Genomic DNA, 19,140 nt, shown 5'->3' with positions numbered 1-19,140 from the left:
TCAGTAACAGCCTAGGCAGGAACAGGCATACCCCATTCTACCCAATCTTCGCGAGCGGGACCATATACCCCCGGCACCCGCAAACCAGCCTGACGCATCAATACGGTCATTTGCCCACGATGGTGAATCTCATGACGAATGAGCAGCGACAAGATAAAACGCTTGCTCATCACATCGCCGTACATTGGCACTTCATCTCCTAGCTGATCATCCGTCCAGCGCTCCTCTACGATGGCAGCAACTTGCTGCGCTAAGCGCGTATATGTCTCTGCAAAGACGCTGGCTGAAGTGGGTACGGGTTGGCTTTCCAGCTCATGGTTGTCCAGCAAGCCAGCATTATGTGGCATCTCCGTTAAGGTCTGCACGACGTGCCAAGCGAGCTGACCTAGGGTTCGGCCTTCTGCCGTAATGGGTTGCGCAAGTGAAGCGTCAGTGAGAGCCTCCAGCACCTTGCTAGTAGAGGCCGTTTCCATTTGCCAATCGGCTAGGAAGTCGGAGATATGACGGTACATACTAGGATAATTGTTAAAGAGGAAGAGATGATAATTAAAGCGGGATATTCCCGTGTTTCTTCCTTGGCATTGTATCTACTTTGTTTTCCAGCATCTTGAAAGCCCGGATAAGCTTCTGCCGCGTTTGGGCCGGCACAATCACTTCGTCCACGAAGCCACGGTGGGCGGCCCGGTACGGCGTCGCAAACTTCTGCTGGTATTCATCTACTTTTTCTTGGAGCTTGGCCTCGGGGTCTTCAGCCTGCGCGATTTCGCGTTTGAAGATAATTTCAGCTGCACCCTTCGCGCCCATTACCGCAATTTCAGCCGTGGGCCAGGCGTAGTTCATATCGGCCCCAATGTGCTTTGAATTCATTACATCATAGGCACCACCGTACGCCTTGCGGGTAATCACCGTGATACGCGGCACGGTAGCTTCGCAGAACGCATAGAGCAGCTTGGCACCGTTTGTAATAATGCCGCGCCATTCCTGATCAGTGCCGGGTAGGAAGCCGGGTACATCTTCCAGCACCAGCAGCGGAATGTTGAATGCGTCGCAGAAGCGCACAAACCTAGCTGCCTTCGTGCTAGCATTGATATCGAGCACGCCTGCCAACACGGCTGGCTGGTTGCCTATAATACCAATGCTCCGCCCAGCCAACCTAGCAAACCCGACAACGATGTTCTCGGCGAAGTTCTGGTGCACTTCCAAAAACGAATTCGCATCAATCACGCCCTGAATCACGTCACGGATGTCGTAGGGCTGGTTGGGGTTCTCGGGGATGATGTTGTTCAGCTCCGGCCGTAGCTCGTCGCCCTCGGGCGAGTAGGGGAGAGCCGGGGCCGTTTCCTCGCAGTTCTGCGGCATGTAGCTTAGCAGTTGCTTAATGTTGTTGATGCAAACGACTTCGTTGGCGCAGGAGAAGTGCGTCACGCCGCTCTTGGCCGAGTGCGTGCTAGCACCTCCTAGCTCCTCGCTAGTCACGTTTTCGTGGGTCACCGTTTTCACCACGTTCGGGCCGGTCACGAACATGTAGCTCGTGTCCTCCACCATCAGGATGAAGTCAGTAATAGCTGGCGAGTACACTGCGCCGCCCGCGCACGGCCCCATCACGGCCGATAGTTGCGGGACCACGCCGGAAGCTAGGGTGTTCTTGTAGAAGATATCCGCGTAGCCGCCGAGGCTCACCACGCCCTCCTGAATCCGGGCCCCGCCCGAGTCGTTCAGCCCAATGACCGGTGCGCCGTTCTTCATGGCTAGGTCCATGATCTTGACGATCTTCTCGGCGTGCGTTTCGCTCAGCGAACCGCCAAACACGGTGAAGTCCTGGGAGAAAACGTACACCAAGCGGCCGTTCACGGTGCCGTAACCTGTCACCACGCCATCACCTAGGTAATACTCTTTATCTAGGCCAAAATCTTTGGAGCGGTGCATCACAAACTTGCCGATTTCCTCGAAGGAGCCTTCGTCGAGCAGTAGGTCTATTCGTTCGCGGGCAGTGAGCTTGCCTTTCTTATGCTGGGCATCGATGCGGACCTGACCACCACCGAGCAGCGCTTCGGCGTTTTTCTGCTCTAGTACTGCAATTTTGCTTAAGGCTGGGTTAACGTGCGGATCGGACATGCTATAAGATGGGATGGATGGGAAACAGCACTCAAATATAAGCGCGTGTGTCAGTAGAATAGGGCAGTAGGATTTTTCCTCACTACAGCTTCAAAAAATAATGCAAACTGTATACAACTGGGAATTAATACCATACATTAAATATACTGGAATTAACTATGATTAAATTTAACTTTATGTAGAAAATTGCAATAGAATAAGTAGCTTTAGTTTACCCTAGGGTAGTATAGCGCAGGGAAGGCTAAATATGATTACTGTAACCAAAACATTTCTTCCATCCCTTGAGGAATACCATACCTTATTATCTGGCGTGTGGGAGCGAGGTTGGGTTACAAACGAAGGGCCCTTAGTGATAGAACTGGAAAGTGCTCTTAAAAAATACCTAGGTGTTAAACATTTGTTCTTTGTCAGTAATGGAACGCTGGCCCTGCAACTTGCCATCAAAGCATTAAACCTGACAGGAGACATTATTACGACTCCTTTCTCGTACGTTGCCACCACTAGTAGCATCGTATGGGAGAACTGCCGGCCCGTATTCGTTGACATCGATCCGGACAGCTTATGTCTAGATCCACGCTTGATTGAAAAGGCTATTACCCCGACTACCCAAGCCATCCTAGCTACACACGTATTTGGTTTGCCGTGTGCGGTAGAAGCCATTGAGCAAATTGCAAGGCGCTATAGACTGCGTGTAATATACGACGCTGCACATGCTTTTGGAGTTGATTATGACGATCAGTCAGTACTCAATTACGGTGATATTTCTACTTTAAGCTTCCACGCTACTAAGCTGTTTCACACGGGTGAAGGAGGGGCTATTGTGACGCAAGATGACGCATTGGCAAAGAAGATAGCTTATATGCGCAACTGCGGTCATGTTAGTGCGAATCAAGTTGTTGGGCTAGGTATCAATGCTAAGAATTCTGAAATCCACGCTGCTCTTGGGCTATGCGTGCTACCACATGTAGAAGAGTTGATAGCGCATCGGCGCGCACTAACAGCGCTATATGATGCGCTACTGATACCGCGCGCTATCCAGCGTCCCATGCCATCACCTAGGGCGGAAATTAATTACTCCTATTATCCAGTGCTGTTGCCCTCCGAAGATCATCTGTTGATTGCAGTCAACGCACTGAATCAGGCTGATATTTACCCACGCAGGTACTTCTACCCAGCTCTAACAAATCTGCCGTATGTAGCTGCAGGAGCCTCGTGTCCGGTGGCAGAAAGTGTTGCTAGTCGGGTGCTGTGCTTGCCGCTCTACCATGACCTACAAGAGTCCGAAGTAGAGCGTATTGCAACTATTATCAATGCGCACGTTTTAGGGCCCTCCTTATGCGTGTAGCTATAATGCAGCCGTACTTGTTCCCATACCTAGGGTATTTCCAACTGCTGCATTGTGCCGATACCTTCGTGCTGCTGGATGATGTGGCGTTCATCAACAAAGGCTGGATCAACCGCAACGTGCTCTTAGTCAACTGCGCGAAGTACCTATTCAGTATTCCGTTGCTAGGAAGCTCACAGAATAAGTTGATCAAGGACATTCGCCTGTACCCTGATATTCGACCTCGGCAAAAATTGTTGGCCACAATTAGACAGGAATACAAGACGGCCATTGCGTTCAACGACGTTTTTCCGCTGGTAGAACAAATCCTGCTTTCCGGTGAGGGAGATCTGACAGCATTGGTATTGGAGAGCCTGCGGCGCATCAACGCTCATGTAAACTTATCGGTGCCTGTTCTCCGTAGCTCAACCATCACCAAGGACAACGGACTGGTGGCCCAAGCCCGAATCATAGAAATCTGCCAACGCCTCGGTGCTCACGAGTACGTGAACTTGCCAGGTGGGGCAGCCCTGTACGCCGCCGCTGATTTTGAGCGTCAAGGTATCAGGCTTCGGTTTTTACAGCCTGCCCTAATCCCATATTCTCAAAGAGGCCAACCTTTTGTGCCAGGCTTATCCATTATTGATGTGCTAATGCACAATCGACCAAACCAAGTGCAACAATTTTTCCAGCAGGCTACGCTTCAGTAGCAGCTACTGCCTAGTTGCAGCCCCTTGCTCACGAATGACAATGCAAATGAAACGCTCTTCCCCTGGCACACTGCACCGCGTAATTGTAAACCAATGCGAGTCGTACTTAGCTGCACATGGTGATAACCACAAAGGCGTTGGATGGCCGAGCTATGACGATGCACAGGCACGCTATCAAGTGATGCTGGAAGGATTGCTATCAGCTAGTGTACCCGACAAGCCCGTGCGCCTGCTTGATTTTGGCTGCGGTTCGGCACACTTTCTTGAATTTCTACAGCACCATCATCTGCCACAAATCGAATACACTGGGCTCGATATGTCAGAAAAGCAGCTAGCTGTTGCGCGCAGTAAGTTTCCAGATACCCCCTTCTACTGCTTCGATGTGCTGCAAAATCCAACGGCGCTGCCAGACTTCGACTACATTATCATGAATGGCATTTTTACCCAAAAGTGCTCCTTAAGCTTCGAGGAAATGTGGACGTATTGTCAAAGCTTGTTGCGTACGCTTTGGCCGAAAACGACTACAGGTCTAGCCTTCAATGTCATGACAAAACAAGTAGACTGGGAGCGAGAAGATCTATTTCATGTACCGTTAGATTTACTTGCTTCCTTTCTAAAGCAAGATCTCACCCGACACTTTGCTTTTCGCCACGACTACGGGCTGTACGAGTACACGACTTACCTCTATCGAGAACCTCGCCGAACCTAGCTTTCGGTGCTCCGCCTACCTATTGGTACGACAGTAAAACTTCACTTCGCACTTTTATCTTTCTGCACTTATGAACCGGCCGATAGTGAGCGTGTGGTTGATTACGTACAACCACGAATCCTACATTGCTGAGGCCATTGAAGGAGTGTTGATGCAAGTAACTGATTTCCCGGTGGAGTTAGTTATTGGAGAAGACTACTCCTCTGATCGGACGCGAGCCATTGTACAGGATTACAAAAACCGTTATCCAGACCAAATTACCTTGTTCTTGGCCGAATATAATATGGGTATGCTGCCCGTGTTGCGGCCTACCTATGCTTTGTGCCGCGGCAAGTATGTGGCTATGCTCGACGGCGATGATTATTGGACTGACCCCTTGAAGTTACAAAAGCAGGTAGATCAACTTGAACAGAATCCAACTGTGCGGTTTAGCTTCCATAAAGTCAACATCCTACACTCGGCAACTGGAGAATTTAACGAATCAGCCGAGCCATCTAAAAGCAAACAAGCAAATGGATGGACACTAGAGGACTTTCTGTGTGGTAATCCAGTTTACACGCTCTCAGTACTGTTTCGTAATGACCTAGGGCCGCTACCCGATTGGTACTATTCGTTACCTTACCCTGACTTGGCTTTATTCTGCTTATTGTTGATGCACGGTGGTACTGCTCAATACTTGCCGCATAACATGGGAGTCTACCGTATGCATCGTGCCGGCTCCTTCAGCGGCCTAACAGCCCAACAAAGACACCAGCAAAGTGCTCAGTTTTTTGACTTAATTAGGCCACATGTGCCTCTTGAATATCAGCACATAGTAAATCAAGCGTTGCAACATATACGTTACGAACTGCTCATATTGGCACTTAAGAAATTCCAGCTAGGTTCTGTTGCCAATCAAATATTTTTGCTTGGATCTTATGACACCAAAAAAGTCACCTACCGACCAAAACAGTGGCATCATAGTTTATTGTTCGCTGGCCTACATCACACCGCACGTACGCTTTATCGAGTTGGTATGAGTATTAAGGCCTCTTGACAATACTACATATAAAAGAAAAAAGGCCGGCTCCTTTTCAGGAACCGGCCTTTTTGTATTCAAATCAACTTACTTATTCACCCTTCTTTCCCTCTGGCGACTCAGGTGCCTCTTCGGGGCGCTCGTCGCTGGCTAGGTTCGGGTTTTCACCGCTCTTGGTCACGGCGAAGGTTAGCTCCTCTTTGCCTTCTTCATAGTCAGCAGTGATAACGTCACCGTGAACCACTTGGGCTTTCAGGATTTCCTCCGCAATCGGATCCTCGATGTACTTCTGGATAGCGCGGTTCAGCGGACGGGCACCGAACTTCGGATCATAGCCTTTCTCAGCTACAAAGTCCTTAGCGGCGTCAGTCAGTTCTACACGGTAACCTAGGGTCTGGATGCGGCCAAGCAACTTCGCCAACGAGATGTCGATGATGCGGTGGATGTCTTTCTTCTCGAGTGAGTTGAAGACAATCACGTCGTCCAAACGGTTGAGGAATTCCGGCGAGAAGGTTTTGCGCAAGGCGTTGGTGATGGTGCCTTTCGTAATCTCATCCATGTTCTCATTCCGGGCTTTGGTGCCAAAACCGATACCAGCGCCGAAGTCCTGCAAGTCGCGGGCTCCAATGTTGGAGGTCATGATGATGATGGTGTTACGGAAGTCAACCTTACGACCTAGGCCGTCAGTTAAGATACCGTCGTCGAGTACTTGCAGGAGCAAGTTGTACACGTCGGGGTGGGCCTTCTCAATCTCGTCGAGCAGGATTACCGAGTACGGCTTGCGGCGGATTTTCTCCGTCAGCTGACCGCCTTCTTCGTAACCCACGTATCCGGGAGGCGCGCCAACCAGGCGCGATACGCTGAATTTCTCCATGTACTCACTCATGTCGATACGCACGAGTGAATCCTCTTTGTCGAAGAGATACGTAGCAAGCACTTTCGCTAGCTCCGTCTTACCTACACCCGTTGGGCCTAGGAACACGAACGAACCAATCGGCTTCTTTGGATCTTTCAGACCAACGCGAGTACGCTGGATAGCTTTCACGAGTTGAGCAATAGCCTTATCCTGGCCGATTACTTTGCCCTTCAGCTCGTTGCCCATGTTCAGCAATTTCTCGCCTTCGTTCTGAGCAACACGGTTCACAGGAATGCCGGTCATCATGGCAATAACTTCTGCCACGTTTTCCTCTTTCACGGTGTACCGCTTCTTCTTGGTCTCGTCTTCCCAATTCTTCTTGGCGGTGTCGAGTTGCTCAAGAAGCTTCTTCTCCTTATCGCGGAGTTGAGCAGCCTCTTCGTACTTCTGCGACTTCACCACGCGGTTCTTCTCCGTCTTGATGTTCTCAATCTGCTCTTCGAGCTTGAGGATATCTTCGGGAACCACAATGTTGTTGATGTGCACGCGGGCACCAGCCTCGTCTAAGATATCTATGGCTTTATCTGGCAAGAACCGGTCGCTCATATACCGATCCGACAGCTTCACGCACGCCTCAATGGCTTTGTCGGTGTACAGTACGTGGTGGTGATCCTGGTACTTGTCTTTGATATTGTGCAGAATCTCAATCGTCTCTTCAGGCGAGGTTGGGTCAACCATTACCATCTGGAAACGACGAGCTAGGGCACCATCCTTCTCGATGTACTGACGGTACTCGTCGAGGGTAGTAGCACCAATGCATTGAATTTCGCCGCGAGCCAAGGCAGGCTTGAACATGTTCGAAGCGTCGAGCGAACCCGAAGCACCGCCAGCGCCCACAATCGTGTGCAGCTCGTCGATGAACAGAATCACGTCAGGCGACTTCTCCAACTCGTTCATAACAGCCTTCATGCGCTCCTCAAACTGACCGCGGTACTTGGTACCAGCCACTAGCGAAGCAAGGTCGAGTGTCACAACACGTTTGCCGAACAGCACGCGCGAAACTTTCTTCTGAATAATGCGCAGGGCTAGGCCTTCGGCAATAGCCGTTTTACCAACGCCAGGCTCACCAATCAGGATGGGGTTGTTCTTCTTGCGGCGGCTCAGAATCTGGGCCACGCGCTCAATTTCTTTTTCACGACCAACAATAGGGTCGAGTTTGTCTTCCTCAGCTAGCTTCGTAAGGTCACGGCCAAAGTTGTCGAGCACTGGAGTGCGCGATTTTTCGCCGGGCTTCTTGGCTGCTGCGCCGCTGCCACCGGCACCACCGCGACCGGCGTTGCCACCAAACAGGCGGTCGTTGTCGTCGTCATCGGCTTCAGGGCCCGACGTAGGATTATTAGCGGCATTGCCGTGATAATCCAGCGAGTCACGCACGGATTCGTAGTTCACGTTGAATTTGCTAAGGATTTGAGACGAAATATTGTCTTCGTCGCGCAAGATCGACAGCAACAGATGCTCTGTACCGATGATCTCACTCTTGAAGATTTTGGCTTCGAGATAGGTAATCTTGAGGACTTTCTCGGTTTGCTTGGTCAGCGGGATAGAGCCGGTAATGCTCGTGCCCTGCGTAGCCGTATTGCGAGTGGCTTGTTCTAAGGCGTATTTCAGCTCCTCTACCGATACACCCAGTTTCTTGAGTAATCCAATAGCAGTGCCTTCGCCTTCGCGAATCATGCCCAATAGCAAATGTTCGGTACCGATATAGTCGTGCCCAAGCCGGATGGCTTCCTCCCGACTCAGGGAGATGACCTCCTTGACACGATTTGAGAATTTAGCTTCCATGCAGATAAGGTAGTGAAGAAAAAGGGAACCCCGCAAGTGCGCCGGAGCGATTTTCGAGCGGGTTGGGCCGATACAACCTGAAAACAGGATAAGTCGGGCGAAGGTTCGGAGCGGCGGTGTGCTACACGAGAAATCCGCCGGCAGCTGGCCCTTGCATGAAAAGCAGGTCCAGGATGCTTAGGTGGGGTACAAAACGTGCGCCAAAGGTCTGTGAGTAGGGTCGAACCCTGTCAGAGCCGGACGTCCTGTCAGGTTCGGAGTCGGAAACACCTTTCGGTGTCAGCCAATCGCGCCGGTCGCGCATGGCTGTGAGGTCGTAGTGGGAGTGGTACTCGGTGGTGAATTCCACTGGAATCCGCATCCGAAGGCAACGCAGATAAAAATACAAAAGCGCTAGGTTAAGGTCAAATAAGAGCGGAATCTTCTTTACGTAAATATCGTGGAGATAGTCGGCGTAAAATTCAAAATAAGGTGTGCCGCCGTACGCCGTCTGCAACGTACGCCAATGTTGGTGTACCCAGTTTTGTCGGTAATCAATTTCTAGCTCTCTAATTCCAACCTTTTCGCTCCGGTTTCCATCCACGACGGGAACTGTAAGCGGCTTTACACCTTGTGCTGTCAGAATCAAGCAACGGTTGCGATACGTTTGCTTCCGATAATGCTCTTTACTCTCCAATAACAACGAATCAGCCCCTACAAGTTCGGCGAAAAACGTCGCTGGTGGATTGTGCTGGGCTTCAAATAAAATGGGCATTGCAATGTTTAGGTCTAAATGAGGAGCTTTGCTGGCTAACCTAGCTTTTCTTATGTGAACTTAGTGCCACCAGAATGGTGGCACTAAGTACCGACACTTTGTCTTATTGCTGTCACAACCTAGCTTGTTCTATTTTCTATGCGGTTATTCCTTTTGGTATGCTTAACGCTAGCTACGTTGGTCACAAAGGCTGCTACTCCCCAACTACTACTTGATGCCGCCCGCTTCCGCAACCAAGATCTGACGGTGAAAGGCGCCGAAGTGGAAATCTACGTTACCGTGCTGAGTCAGTCGCTGACATACATGCGCCGGGCGCCCAAAGCTTTTCAGGCCGCTGCGATAGTCACGTTGGAGATTTTGAAAGCAGATGGGAAGCTTGCTTATCAGGAGACAGTGACGCTGAAGCCGCCCGTGCTCAGTGACACGACAGCCGCTATCAAGAACCCGCTGAGCTTTCAGAAGCGACTAGCGCTACCTGACGGCAACTACACGCTACGCGGTCGGGTACGTGACCAGTACCATGCCGGGACGGAAGGAACCGCTGAGATGCCGCTAGTGCTTCAGTCAACGACCAAAGGGGCTGCTCTGAGCGATTTGGTTGTGCTAGCTCGTCCGGCTGCCAAATCGCCGGGACAGAACAACTTCACGCGCGGTGGCTACCAGCTAGTGCGCGCACCCGGCGGTATGTATACTCGCGGAGCTGATCAACTGTATTTCTATGCGGAGTTGTATCAGGCGCCGCGAGGGCAGCAGCTAAGCTTGCGCTATCATCTGCAATCAGAAGAGGGTGCTGCTGCTGACGCCGAAGCACCCTTAGATAACATTGCCACCGGACGGCCGACCAGCATTGCGGGTGAACTGCCGCTTGGACCGCTGCCTAGTGGCACTTACACGCTTAAAGTGGATGTGCTCGACGCTCGTAAGCAAGTAGTAGCGACCCAAACAGCCCGTGTCCGACGAGAAACTGAAACCTACGCGCCAGCCGGCGCCGTTGCGCCCAAATGAGTCAAACAAACACGCCTAGCTCTCTTCCGTGGTATTACCGACCGCTTTTCTGGCTGCTGACTGGCGTAGCTAGCTTACCGCTCACGGTGCTCTACGCGCTAGCTTACGGATTGTACTTGCTGCTAGCCTACGGCGTGCGCTACCGCTGGAAGGTGATCAGCGGAAACTTGCGTAATGCTTTCCCGGAGAAGTCGGAAGCAGAAGTGACGCGTTTAGGCAAGGATTTCTACTGGCACTTTGCCCAGGTCATCGTTGAAATACTGAAGCTACTGACGATTTCGAAGGCGGAACTGTATGAGCGGGCCAAGATTCGCAATTTTGAATTGGCCGAGAAAGCAATGGAGCTAGGTCATACGGTGCTTGTACTTGGTTCGCACGCTGGCAATTGGGAGTGGATCCTGTCAACGGGGGCTCTTTATTACCCAGATCGAGCACACGGCGTTTACAAGCCGTTGAGTAACGGTTTCTTTGAATACTTTATGAAGCGGCTGCGGACTCGGTCGGGGGCATACTTGGTTCCTATGCGCGACACGTTGCGTGATATGGTTCGTTACCGCAATCAAGCTCGTTGCCTAGCTCTACTCACTGATCAAGCCGCAGGCCCCGAAGATCAACCCTATTGGACTGACTTCTTGCATCAAGATACTGGCTTCTACACTAGTGCTGATCGGCTGGCACCTCGCTTTCAGTGTCCGGTAGTATACGTTGGTATTCGACGCGTACGCCGTGGCTACTACGACATCACCCTAACAGAAATATATGACGGCATTACGCCAATTAGCGATAAAGAGCACTTCATTACAGAAGCTTTTGCCCGTCAATTAGAGCGCGACATCCAGGCAGCACCCGCCGAATACTTGTGGTCGCATCGACGCTGGAAGCACAAGAGAGTGACTGAGCGGCTGAGTGACTGAGTGACTGAGTGTAGTCGTTTAACAATTCACTCAGTGACTCAGCCGCTCAGTCACTCTCTTATAAGTACTGTTCAATATCGCCTGCGCCTTGGCGGACGATGTCGAAGTCTTCGTTGGTGCAATCCACCACGGTGCTGGCTATGTTATTGCCGAAGCCGCCATCAATCACGAGGTCTACCAAGGAGCGGTACTTCTCAAAAATCAGGTCAGGATCGGTAGTGTATTCCAGCAGCTCGTCGTCATCGTGAATGGAGGTTGTCACGATAGGATTGCCTAGCTCCTGCACCAGACCTAGGCAAATCTTATGATCGGGCACGCGGATACCGACGGTTTTGCGTTTCACACCACCATAGCGTGGTGCTTTGGGGCTAGCTTCGAAAATGAACGTGAAAGGGCCCGGTAGCGCTTTTTTCAACACCTTATATACAGGTGTGGTAATACCGTGGGCGTAATCGGTAATGTTGGCTAGGTCGGAGCAGATAAAGGAAAGGTTAGCTTTATCGGGGTGAATGCCTTTGATGCGGCACAGCTTTTCCACCGCTTTGGCATTGAAAACATCGCAGCCCAATCCATAAATGGTATCGGTTGGGTAAATAATAACGCCACCATTGCGCAGCACTTCTACGGCTTGCAATAACTTGTTTAGGGGCGGATTATCGGGATGAATGCGAAGCAGCGTAGCAGCCATAGGAAAGGGAATATGGAGTGAAGAGGGAGGGAATCTAGTACACAAGAGGCTCGTTGCGCAAGAGGTACTAGGTAAGCGTGTAAGAATCATTCATTCGCACGTTGCGCTTTTTAGGTTACGAGCGGACTCGAATTATGGCTAGAAAGAGGCCTAGCCTGGCTAGCCTGAAGCTAGAGGTAAACTGCCCGAGCCACAAAAGCGACGCAGATTAGCGTACTTTTGGTCCTGCAAAAAAAGTATTGCTGGTCAATTACCTTCTATATTCCACCGCTTTCTTCCCGAAATGGCTCAACCGCCTCGCATCGATTACAAAGCCAAAGCCTTGCGCCGCCGCAGGCAATATGCGTACGTCACGGGTATTTTAGGCTTGTTCTTGGTTACGTTTTCTTACTACTTCTACCAAGTCTTCTACACTCCCAACGTTGAAACCAAAGGCCAGCCCACCTTCGTGCTAGTGCGGCGGGGGGAAACAGCCAGAGCGGTGCTGGACTCCATTGACGCCAGCGGGGTGATTGTCGATAAGCTGTCGTTGCATTTCGTAGCACGCCTGATGAAATACGACAAGCTCGTGAAGCCAGGCCGCTATGAATTGAAGGATGGCTACACCAACCGCGAATTAATCAATGACTTGCGTAAGGGCATTCAGTCACCGTTGAAGCTCACCTTCCAGAATATTCGGTTGCGCTCCGACCTAGCCCAGAAGCTCAGCACCACGATTGACGCTCGCCCCAAGGAGTTCGATAGCCTGCTAAGTAGCCCTAGCTACACCCGCAGCCTAGGTTTCGACACCACGAGTATCCTGACGATGTTCATCCCGAACACCTACGAGCTGTACTGGAACACGTCCGCCGACAACCTCATGCAGCGCATGAAAAAGGAGTATGAGAAGTTCTGGACGCCCGCTCGCGACGCCAAGCGCGAGAAGCTAGGTCTGACCCGTGCGCAGGTGAGTACGCTGGCCAGCATCGTGGAAGCCGAGCAGCAGCAGCACCCCGATGAGCGCCCACGCGTGGCGGGCGTATACCTCAACCGTCTCAAGCGCGGCATGAAGCTTCAGGCCGACCCCACGGTGGTGTACGCAAACAACGACTTCACGATCAAGCGTGTACTGAATGTGCACCTAGCTAAGGATTCGCCGTACAACACGTACATGCACAATGGCTTGCCTCCCGGCCCCATCAATCTGCCAAGCATTACCAGCATCGACGCCGTACTTAACCCAGAGCAGCATAACTATTACTACTTCTGCGCGAAAGAAGACTTTAGCGGCTATCATGCCTTCGCAACTACTGAGGCAGAACACCTCGTTAATGCCCGGCGCTACCAGGCTGCCCTGAACCGGTCGGGTATTATGAAGTAGTATGGTTTGTCCTTGGTAATTGGTTTACGTGCCTAGCTTTTATCGGAGCAAACCAACCTGCACCAGAAACAAAAATCAGTCACCAAAAGCCAACTGATGTATTCCCACGACACGCACATTCGCGTCCGCTATGCCGAAACTGACCAGATGGGCTACGTGTACCACGGTAATTATGCCGCCTACTTTGAAGTAGCACGCACAGAGGCGTTTCGGCAGCTAGGTATTCGTTACAAGGACTTGGAAGCCGACGGGGTTGGGATGCCAGTGGGGGAGTTGCGCACTCGTTTTAGACGGCCCGCCCGCTACGACGATTTACTCACGGTCCGTCTGCTGCTACGTCAGCCTGGTGAGGGGACTCGGGTGCTGTTTGAATACGAAATCTACAACGAGGCCAATCAGTTGCTCACGGAAGGACACACGCTCATGGTGTTCGTGAGTACTGCGAACGGCCGTCCAGTGCCCATCCCGGCGGATATCCAGGCCAAGCTAGCTCCGTTTTTTACTGAAGACGAGACAGCTGGCCCGATAGCGCCGACGCTCACGAAGCTCCCTGCTGATGCGCCCGCGCCGGCTGCCTTCCTGAAAGACAATGAACAATGAACAATGAACAATTGACACTAAGCTGGTGTCAACTGTCAAAGAGTAAGCTAGTATTTGCTTATTGATTGTCAACTGGTAATTGATCACTGATAACTGACAGAATCATGCGTTTGCCTGTGCGCCGTTATCACCTGCCCGATGTGCGCCGCCGTCGCTCGTATCGCAAGTTCATTGTGTGGCTCAAGCGCATGCGTATTGGGCCTGGCAATACGTCCGTGTATGACGTGATAGATCGGATGATTCAGGAAATCAAGCTGGATAGTGTTACCAAGAGGGCTAGCTACATGGCCTTCAACTTCACGGTAGCGCTGTTCCCAACGATTATCTTCCTATTCACGCTCATCCCGTACATCCCCATTCCAAACCTAAACGTGGACATTCTACAATTCCTTGGCGACCTGATGCCGCGGGAGATGTACGCGGCTACGGCCACTACCATTGATGACATTGTCAACATTCCTCACGGTGGCCTGTTATCATTTGGTTTCCTGGCGGCGTTGGTGCTAAGCTCCAATGGCATCATGGCCTTGCTCGATGCCTTTGAGAAGAAGTACCCGTCATTCAAGCGTCGTACTTACTTGCGCAAACGTGTCATTGCCACGTTGCTGACCGTTGTGCTATCGTCGGTGCTGTTAGTTGCCGTGGCGGGGATTTTCTTTGGTACCTATATTATTGATGCCTTGGTGTTCAGCGAGATTGTACCGGAGCAGTTTACGTCGCAGCTTATCACGCTGATCAAATATGGCTCCCTGGTGGGATTGTTTCTGCTAACGACTTGCCTGGTCTATTACTATGTGCCACCTGTGCACAACAAGTGGCCGTTTGTGTCAGTAGGAGCAGTGGTAGCGACGTTTCTTATCTTCATCGTTTCCTTCCTGTTTATTCTTTACGTCAAGATTTTTGATAGCTATAACCACTTCTATGGTTCTATTGGCACGCTCGTCGGCTTTATGGTATGGCTCGATTTTGTGTGCATGACCATAATCCTAGGCTTTGAAGTGAACGTGAGCATTGATGCAGCAACAGGTCGACTCAAGACGGTTATGGCTGATAATAAGCGTGTAGCAGCGCATTAAGCACTCAGCTCGCGAGCAAGACTGAAGTTTTTAAGTAAAAAATACGTTCTACTTCTTGTTAATTATCCGCTGCCTTTTACTTTTGCGGTCCCCAAACACGCTTATTGGGGCATAGAGAGGTGGCAGAGTGGTCGAATGCGACGGATTCGAAATCCGTTATACTGGCAACGGTATCGGGGGTTCGAATCCCCCCCTCTCTGCGACGAATAACTGAATAACGGAGCAAGTGAGTAAGACGGTCAAACCGTTTTACTCACTTGCTCAGCCACCCAGTTATTCTTTATAGAGATAGAGGAGTGGCAGAGTGGTCGATTGCGGCGGTCTTGAAAACCGTTGAGGGTTAAACCTCCGGGGGTTCGAATCCCTCCTCCTCTGCAAAAAGCCCCGTTTCCAAGCTGGAAACGGGGCTTTTTCTTTTCTGGGGTACAGTTAGGGGTACAAACCCCCTTGATCTACCTTCATACATCTCCTAATAGTGGCCGTTTATCTTTGAGGTAGCCAACCGGAAATCGTTGCCAGCTTGCTTAGAGGAAGGCAAAATGCCCGCTCCGTTATTCAACAGTACGAGCCTTTTTTATTGGTGTCGGTTCCTGTCAAGGGGGAAAGAAAAAACATCTTGTTTGCAGCGTGCTACGGCATTTTTGCTAGGTGAACTCTGCTTTTCGAAAGTGCACTCACCTTAGCATTGTTGGGACTTGCCTCATCTACACTGTCAGTTGTGGTGGGGTGCATGCCTTTACGAATGCATAACCAAAAATGGTAGGGTCAACTTTCTTAGTCCCCGGGGCCACCTTGCCTAAGGTAGCTGCATTTTTAGCTTCATACTCAGTACAAAGGCTGAGGCGCAACAGATTGCCCATACACAGCTGAAAGTCAAAGAAAGTGAGTTGAAGCTCTTCTCGAATAGCACTAACTTCAATCCCTGGCTGCCAGTCCTCTCCTGCTTCAATAGATGGATCGACCTGTTGATAGATCCTATCCAAAATGCGTACCTGCGTAGGAGTAAGTTGCCGCAGCACTTCCGCGAAGCTAGGCTGAACTAGTATATCAACTTGACCGCTGGCAGCATTAGCCAGTAAAGCGGCCCATTTATCTATCAAATCAGGATCCGTTTCAAGTCTAGCCGCCTGCACAATAGGAGCAATAATTTTAGGCTCGACAGGGTTGGCCTCATGCCCACTAGCAGTTAAGAAATCATGCGCCTTGGTAAAGAGTGTAACTAGTTGCGCATCGAAGCTATCTCCTACACGGCTAGCTGTCTTCTCTAATACCTTATTGACGAATGGTACCACAATGCCACTGCCAGCAGCTACTAAGGCGGTGGAAAGTTCTACTAAAGGCATGAGGGTATGATTGATAAGAGGATGGGGTAATATAGCTACAAACAAAAAAAGCCTCAGCTATTTAGCATGAGGCTTCTTGATAGAGTAACGTTGTTGCTCCAAGAAAAATAAATTTTTTTTCCAGGTGCACTAGTTACACGAAGTGCTCTGTCAATGTACTCTCGCAGGCTGGAAGCTTTGTTGCGCTCAGTATAGATTGAGCAGCGAAGTACACCGATGTACGCTCTTGTAAGCGTTCGTGCTGCTTATACCAGTTGCGCAGGAGCACTTGTAGCAGGTTATAAGTGTAACTATAGTGCTTATCAAACTACCATGGCTGGTGCATAACTCGGCCTGTCACTACCGTAGACGCTTCTACGAGCTCCGCCTTAGCTACCAATAGGATACAATGTCCATCGCTTCGCAGTTGACATCACGGCCGACATGCAAGTGAGGCAAGGCTCCTGAAAAAGGAGCAGGCGGGTTGATGATGTAACGGTAGCGCGTACCTGGCTTAGGGGCATCGTCGATCTCCAATGTTGAGGTCGGCTTTTCAAAATGAATGTAAAAGCGGAGAGCCGGTAAATAACACGGCGCATTGGGCGCGAGTATCGGGCCCGCTGGTTGATTCAACAGCCATTGAGCCGCCAGATGAGGTGTTCGCAGGTAAGAAAGCCTCAGTTCGTTTGAACGGTACAATTGGGTGAGCTGCACTCCTGCCCACAGACCTATTCCTAGCCGCAATGTGGTGCGTAAATGGCGGACTCTTGGCCCAAACTGGTGCAATACCCAGTCAAGTTCTAGGCCAATGAGCAGGAACATAAAAGTAGCTTTGAAGGCCAGTGTGCGACTGGGAGCCTCCACGCGTTGCATCACCAGCAACAGGTAAGGCATCACCACAAACCAAAGCGCTGGTACTCCTAGGCGCAGAACGTACGCGACCTGGTGTGCCGGTAAACGGCCACGCTGAGCAGCCCTTGCCAACGCTAAAAAACCAATTACAACGGCTCCCGCCGCTAGGGAACCTAGGTGCACAGACGCCAGCACGCCATTACGTGATTCGCCCAGAAGGCCTCCCTCTACTTCCCACACATAGGCTGGCAACCGCTGGAAGAAGGTTGAAACCGCTAGGGGTTTGACATAAGCATTCCGAAATAGTGCCCCTGGCCCGGAAATTAGCAGCAGCGGAGCGTACAGCAAAGCAGCGCCCACAAGTGTGGTAGCACCCAAGAGTACTCCGGCGACGAGGCGGTGCAGGTCGCCTTTGCAAAGCCAACAAAAGCCCAACCAGCTATAGGCCGCCACCAAAAAATACGCAAATGTGGGTACAGTGTACAAGCCTATAATTCCAGCTACTGCCATACCGGCCCAAGCCCGCTTAGGCGTCGGTGCCTCAGCATCCGTGAGTGACAAGGCACTAAAAAAGCCTAAGGCGCTCAAGGCGAAAAGCAGAGCATAGCCGCGGCCTTCAGCAGCTAAAAACAAGTTTAGTTCCAGCAAGCTACAGAGCATTACAGTCAGCGCGGCCACCCGAAAGTTGCTACAGCGCAACAGGCCTAGAAACCAATACGCCGTGGCGGCCGTGCTTGCAAGTAATACCGGCACCCGCATGCTCCACCAATACTCCTGACACACCTGATAGAACAACCAACTCAGAGTGTTGCTGAAGATATGGTTGTTAGGGGCTGGATAGTACGCGCTTACAGTGAGCAAGCTATCTCGTACAAAGAACTCGTAAGAGGCACTGTCATCGAAGGTAACCAGTCGCCGGCTCACGATAATGCGTAGCACGGTAAGGGCGGCAAAGGCAGCCAACGTCCAACGCTGTTGCCGTGGTCGTAGCGCGTACCAGGCGTAGAATAGCCCTCGTTTGGCGCGCAACCCGCTGGTTCGCCAGAAGTGCTGAACCACTAGGCCCTGCCGGTGCAGGTCGTAGAACACCACCACACCATACATTCCTAGCACGCAAGCAGTCGTGCCGAGTCCTAGGCGCAGCTGTTCAAAGGCGACCTGCGTGGTGCTCAAAGCGTGCCCATTCGGCGAGGAGCGCCTAGCCAAGGCGAGTACTTCACCCACCTCAACGGAGTAAAGAATACTGGCTGCGTAGCCTGCACAGCCCGCCAGAAGCCATACAGCGAGCAGCCCAACAGCATGAAATTCCTGGAACCTGTTTGTAGTCGAGTAATAGGGCATCAGGAAAGGCACAGGTCTGATATCGTAGCTAGGTCTTTAAGCCAAAGGTAGTGGCGTTACAAAGTTCCGGTTGCACGTAGGTGCCGCTAGGTAGTAAGTTAACTTGGTAGTAGGTTCTTTCTGTGTGAGCTGTCGCATCCAGTGCGTGCACCGTCAAGCCGCTGTACGCTGAGATACCTGCTCAGCCGCCTTGCGCAGGAGATAGCGCAGTGGGATCAGGCTGATACCCATCTCCGGGCTACCGTAGCCAGTACGCGGGCATATGGGTAGGAAGGGTATGCACTGGCTACTTCCGTTGTCTAATTGACCGCTGTGGTCACGTGGAAGCTTTGAAGGTGGCTTAGCGCGGCCGCACTGCCATTGGCACTGTAATTAGATACTAGCTGCCATCGACTCTTTATCTTTACTCATGCGCTCACCTCTTTCCTGTCGTCTTTTCCTGTTTATTGGGCTAGTCGCAGCCAGTTGCTCTGATAAAAAAGCGACCTCTACGCCTGCGACACTCATCTCTGCACGAGACGAGAGTTTAACCCTAGGTAATCCCAGTGGCGCCACCACAGATGCGAGCAACTACACGAACTATCTGTTAATAAAACCACAGTACACGCTGAGCTATCACCGCGACCGGGGTATTCCGAACTGGGTGAGCTAGCA

Annotated in this window: 17 protein-coding genes and 2 tRNA genes; 12 read left to right on the top strand and 7 right to left on the bottom strand. The window is 51.3% G+C overall.

The features are described 5' to 3' along the window. Window positions 1-11 precede the first annotated feature (11 nt). The gene (locus tag SD425_RS20030; protein WP_324671799.1) at window positions 12-512 is read right to left on the bottom strand and encodes a DinB family protein; all 501 of its coding nucleotides are present in this window, start codon (window positions 510-512) and stop codon (window positions 12-14) included. Window positions 513-546: 34 nt separating this feature from the next. Further along, the gene (locus tag SD425_RS20025; protein ID WP_324671797.1) at window positions 547-2,115 is read right to left on the bottom strand and encodes an acyl-CoA carboxylase subunit beta; all 1,569 of its coding nucleotides are present in this window, start codon (window positions 2,113-2,115) and stop codon (window positions 547-549) included. Between the two features lie 247 nt (window positions 2,116-2,362). Here SD425_RS20025 and SD425_RS20020 point away from each other — a divergent pair, with 247 nt between their 5' ends. From SD425_RS20020 to SD425_RS20005, 4 genes are all read left to right on the top strand, one after another. Further along, window positions 2,363-3,460 (top strand): DegT/DnrJ/EryC1/StrS family aminotransferase, encoded by a 1,098-nt coding sequence (locus SD425_RS20020; protein WP_324671796.1) that lies wholly within the window; start codon window positions 2,363-2,365, stop codon window positions 3,458-3,460. 5 nt (window positions 3,461-3,465) lie between these two features. After that, the gene (locus tag SD425_RS20015) at window positions 3,466-4,149 is read left to right on the top strand and encodes a WbqC family protein (protein ID WP_324671795.1); all 684 of its coding nucleotides are present in this window, start codon (window positions 3,466-3,468) and stop codon (window positions 4,147-4,149) included. Window positions 4,150-4,195: 46 nt separating this feature from the next. Continuing rightward, window positions 4,196-4,858, top strand: a complete 663-nt coding sequence (locus SD425_RS20010; protein ID WP_324671794.1) for a class I SAM-dependent methyltransferase — start codon at window positions 4,196-4,198, stop codon at window positions 4,856-4,858. A gap of 70 nt (window positions 4,859-4,928) precedes the next feature. Then, window positions 4,929-5,894, top strand: coding sequence for a glycosyltransferase family 2 protein (locus SD425_RS20005; RefSeq protein WP_324671793.1), 966 nt, complete (start codon window positions 4,929-4,931; stop codon window positions 5,892-5,894). Between the two features lie 73 nt (window positions 5,895-5,967). Here the strand turns inward: SD425_RS20005 and SD425_RS20000 are convergent, their stop codons facing one another. After that, window positions 5,968-8,574 carry an ATP-dependent Clp protease ATP-binding subunit gene (locus SD425_RS20000; protein ID WP_324671792.1) on the bottom strand — a complete coding sequence of 869 codons (2,607 nt, stop codon included), beginning with the start codon at window positions 8,572-8,574 and terminating at the stop codon, window positions 5,968-5,970. Between the two features lie 121 nt (window positions 8,575-8,695). After that, entirely contained in the window at window positions 8,696-9,328 is a 633-nt protein-coding gene (locus tag SD425_RS19995) for a WbqC family protein (protein WP_324671791.1), read from the bottom strand. Between the two features lie 138 nt (window positions 9,329-9,466). On the opposite strand from SD425_RS19995, the gene SD425_RS19990 reads away from it, so the two are divergent. Together SD425_RS19990 and SD425_RS19985 are read left to right on the top strand one after the other, a co-directional pair. Next, window positions 9,467-10,333 carry a hypothetical protein gene (locus SD425_RS19990; RefSeq protein ID WP_324671790.1) on the top strand — a complete coding sequence of 289 codons (867 nt, stop codon included), beginning with the start codon at window positions 9,467-9,469 and terminating at the stop codon, window positions 10,331-10,333. Further along, window positions 10,330-11,247 carry a lysophospholipid acyltransferase family protein gene (locus SD425_RS19985; RefSeq protein WP_324671789.1) on the top strand — a complete coding sequence of 306 codons (918 nt, stop codon included), beginning with the start codon at window positions 10,330-10,332 and terminating at the stop codon, window positions 11,245-11,247. Before SD425_RS19990 ends, SD425_RS19985 begins: the two co-directional genes overlap by 4 nt. A 58-nt stretch (window positions 11,248-11,305) precedes the next feature. Here SD425_RS19985 and SD425_RS19980 read toward each other — a convergent pair whose 3' ends face one another. Continuing rightward, entirely contained in the window at window positions 11,306-11,935 is a 630-nt protein-coding gene (locus SD425_RS19980; protein ID WP_324671788.1) for an L-threonylcarbamoyladenylate synthase, read from the bottom strand. Window positions 11,936-12,218: 283 nt separating this feature from the next. Here SD425_RS19980 and mltG point away from each other — a divergent pair, with 283 nt between their 5' ends. The 5 genes from mltG to SD425_RS19955 all read left to right on the top strand — a co-directional run bounded on the left by mltG (window position 12,219) and on the right by SD425_RS19955 (window position 15,346). Continuing rightward, complete coding sequence (mltG, locus tag SD425_RS19975; RefSeq protein ID WP_324671787.1) at window positions 12,219-13,295, top strand: endolytic transglycosylase MltG; 1,077 nt, start codon at window positions 12,219-12,221, stop codon at window positions 13,293-13,295. 96 nt (window positions 13,296-13,391) lie between these two features. Further along, entirely contained in the window at window positions 13,392-13,895 is a 504-nt protein-coding gene (locus tag SD425_RS19970; RefSeq protein ID WP_324671786.1) for a thioesterase family protein, read from the top strand. A 104-nt stretch (window positions 13,896-13,999) separates the two neighbouring features. Then, window positions 14,000-14,971: a YihY/virulence factor BrkB family protein gene (locus SD425_RS19965; RefSeq protein ID WP_324671785.1), complete on the top strand. Its 972-nt coding sequence runs from the start codon at window positions 14,000-14,002 to the stop codon at window positions 14,969-14,971. A gap of 113 nt (window positions 14,972-15,084) precedes the next feature. Further along, window positions 15,085-15,171: transfer RNA gene (locus tag SD425_RS19960), tRNA-Ser, on the top strand. A gap of 90 nt (window positions 15,172-15,261) precedes the next feature. Then, window positions 15,262-15,346 (top strand) — tRNA-Ser (locus SD425_RS19955). Between the two features lie 329 nt (window positions 15,347-15,675). On the opposite strand, the gene SD425_RS19950 is transcribed toward SD425_RS19955, so the two are convergent. Next, window positions 15,676-16,314 (bottom strand): Abi-alpha family protein, encoded by a 639-nt coding sequence (locus SD425_RS19950; RefSeq protein ID WP_324671784.1) that lies wholly within the window; start codon window positions 16,312-16,314, stop codon window positions 15,676-15,678. A gap of 372 nt (window positions 16,315-16,686) precedes the next feature. After that, window positions 16,687-18,498: a hypothetical protein gene (locus SD425_RS19945; RefSeq protein WP_324671783.1), complete on the bottom strand. Its 1,812-nt coding sequence runs from the start codon at window positions 18,496-18,498 to the stop codon at window positions 16,687-16,689. A gap of 397 nt (window positions 18,499-18,895) precedes the next feature. Between SD425_RS19945 and SD425_RS19940 the strand changes: the two genes are divergently transcribed. Next, complete coding sequence (locus SD425_RS19940; RefSeq protein ID WP_324671782.1) at window positions 18,896-19,138, top strand: hypothetical protein; 243 nt, start codon at window positions 18,896-18,898, stop codon at window positions 19,136-19,138. Window positions 19,139-19,140 lie beyond the last annotated feature (2 nt).

Source organism: Hymenobacter sp. GOD-10R (assembly GCF_035609205.1).
In the GTDB taxonomy this organism is placed as follows: Bacteria; Bacteroidota; Bacteroidia; order Cytophagales; family Hymenobacteraceae; genus Hymenobacter.
The sequence above is the reverse complement of the archived record's forward strand: the minus strand, read 5'-3'. Positions and strand labels throughout refer to the sequence as shown.

Coding starts and splice junctions, on each gene's coding strand:
- SD425_RS20015 (WP_324671795.1), top strand. CDS start 3,466: ATGCAGCCGTACTTGTTCCCATACCTAGGGTATTTCCAACTGCTGCAT.
- SD425_RS20010 (WP_324671794.1), top strand. CDS start 4,196: ATGAAACGCTCTTCCCCTGGCACACTGCACCGCGTAATTGTAAACCAA.
- SD425_RS19995 (WP_324671791.1), bottom strand. CDS start 9,328: ATGCCCATTTTATTTGAAGCCCAGCACAATCCACCAGCGACGTTTTTC.
- mltG (WP_324671787.1), top strand. CDS start 12,219: ATGGCTCAACCGCCTCGCATCGATTACAAAGCCAAAGCCTTGCGCCGC.
- SD425_RS19980 (WP_324671788.1), bottom strand. CDS start 11,935: ATGGCTGCTACGCTGCTTCGCATTCATCCCGATAATCCGCCCCTAAAC.
- SD425_RS19985 (WP_324671789.1), top strand. CDS start 10,330: ATGAGTCAAACAAACACGCCTAGCTCTCTTCCGTGGTATTACCGACCG.
- SD425_RS19950 (WP_324671784.1), bottom strand. CDS start 16,314: ATGCCTTTAGTAGAACTTTCCACCGCCTTAGTAGCTGCTGGCAGTGGC.
- SD425_RS20020 (WP_324671796.1), top strand. CDS start 2,363: ATGATTACTGTAACCAAAACATTTCTTCCATCCCTTGAGGAATACCAT.
- SD425_RS19940 (WP_324671782.1), top strand. CDS start 18,896: ATGCGCTCACCTCTTTCCTGTCGTCTTTTCCTGTTTATTGGGCTAGTC.
- SD425_RS20000 (WP_324671792.1), bottom strand. CDS start 8,574: ATGGAAGCTAAATTCTCAAATCGTGTCAAGGAGGTCATCTCCCTGAGT.
- SD425_RS20025 (WP_324671797.1), bottom strand. CDS start 2,115: ATGTCCGATCCGCACGTTAACCCAGCCTTAAGCAAAATTGCAGTACTA.
- SD425_RS19970 (WP_324671786.1), top strand. CDS start 13,392: ATGTATTCCCACGACACGCACATTCGCGTCCGCTATGCCGAAACTGAC.
- SD425_RS20030 (WP_324671799.1), bottom strand. CDS start 512: ATGTACCGTCATATCTCCGACTTCCTAGCCGATTGGCAAATGGAAACG.
- SD425_RS20005 (WP_324671793.1), top strand. CDS start 4,929: ATGAACCGGCCGATAGTGAGCGTGTGGTTGATTACGTACAACCACGAA.
- SD425_RS19965 (WP_324671785.1), top strand. CDS start 14,000: ATGCGTTTGCCTGTGCGCCGTTATCACCTGCCCGATGTGCGCCGCCGT.
- SD425_RS19990 (WP_324671790.1), top strand. CDS start 9,467: ATGCGGTTATTCCTTTTGGTATGCTTAACGCTAGCTACGTTGGTCACA.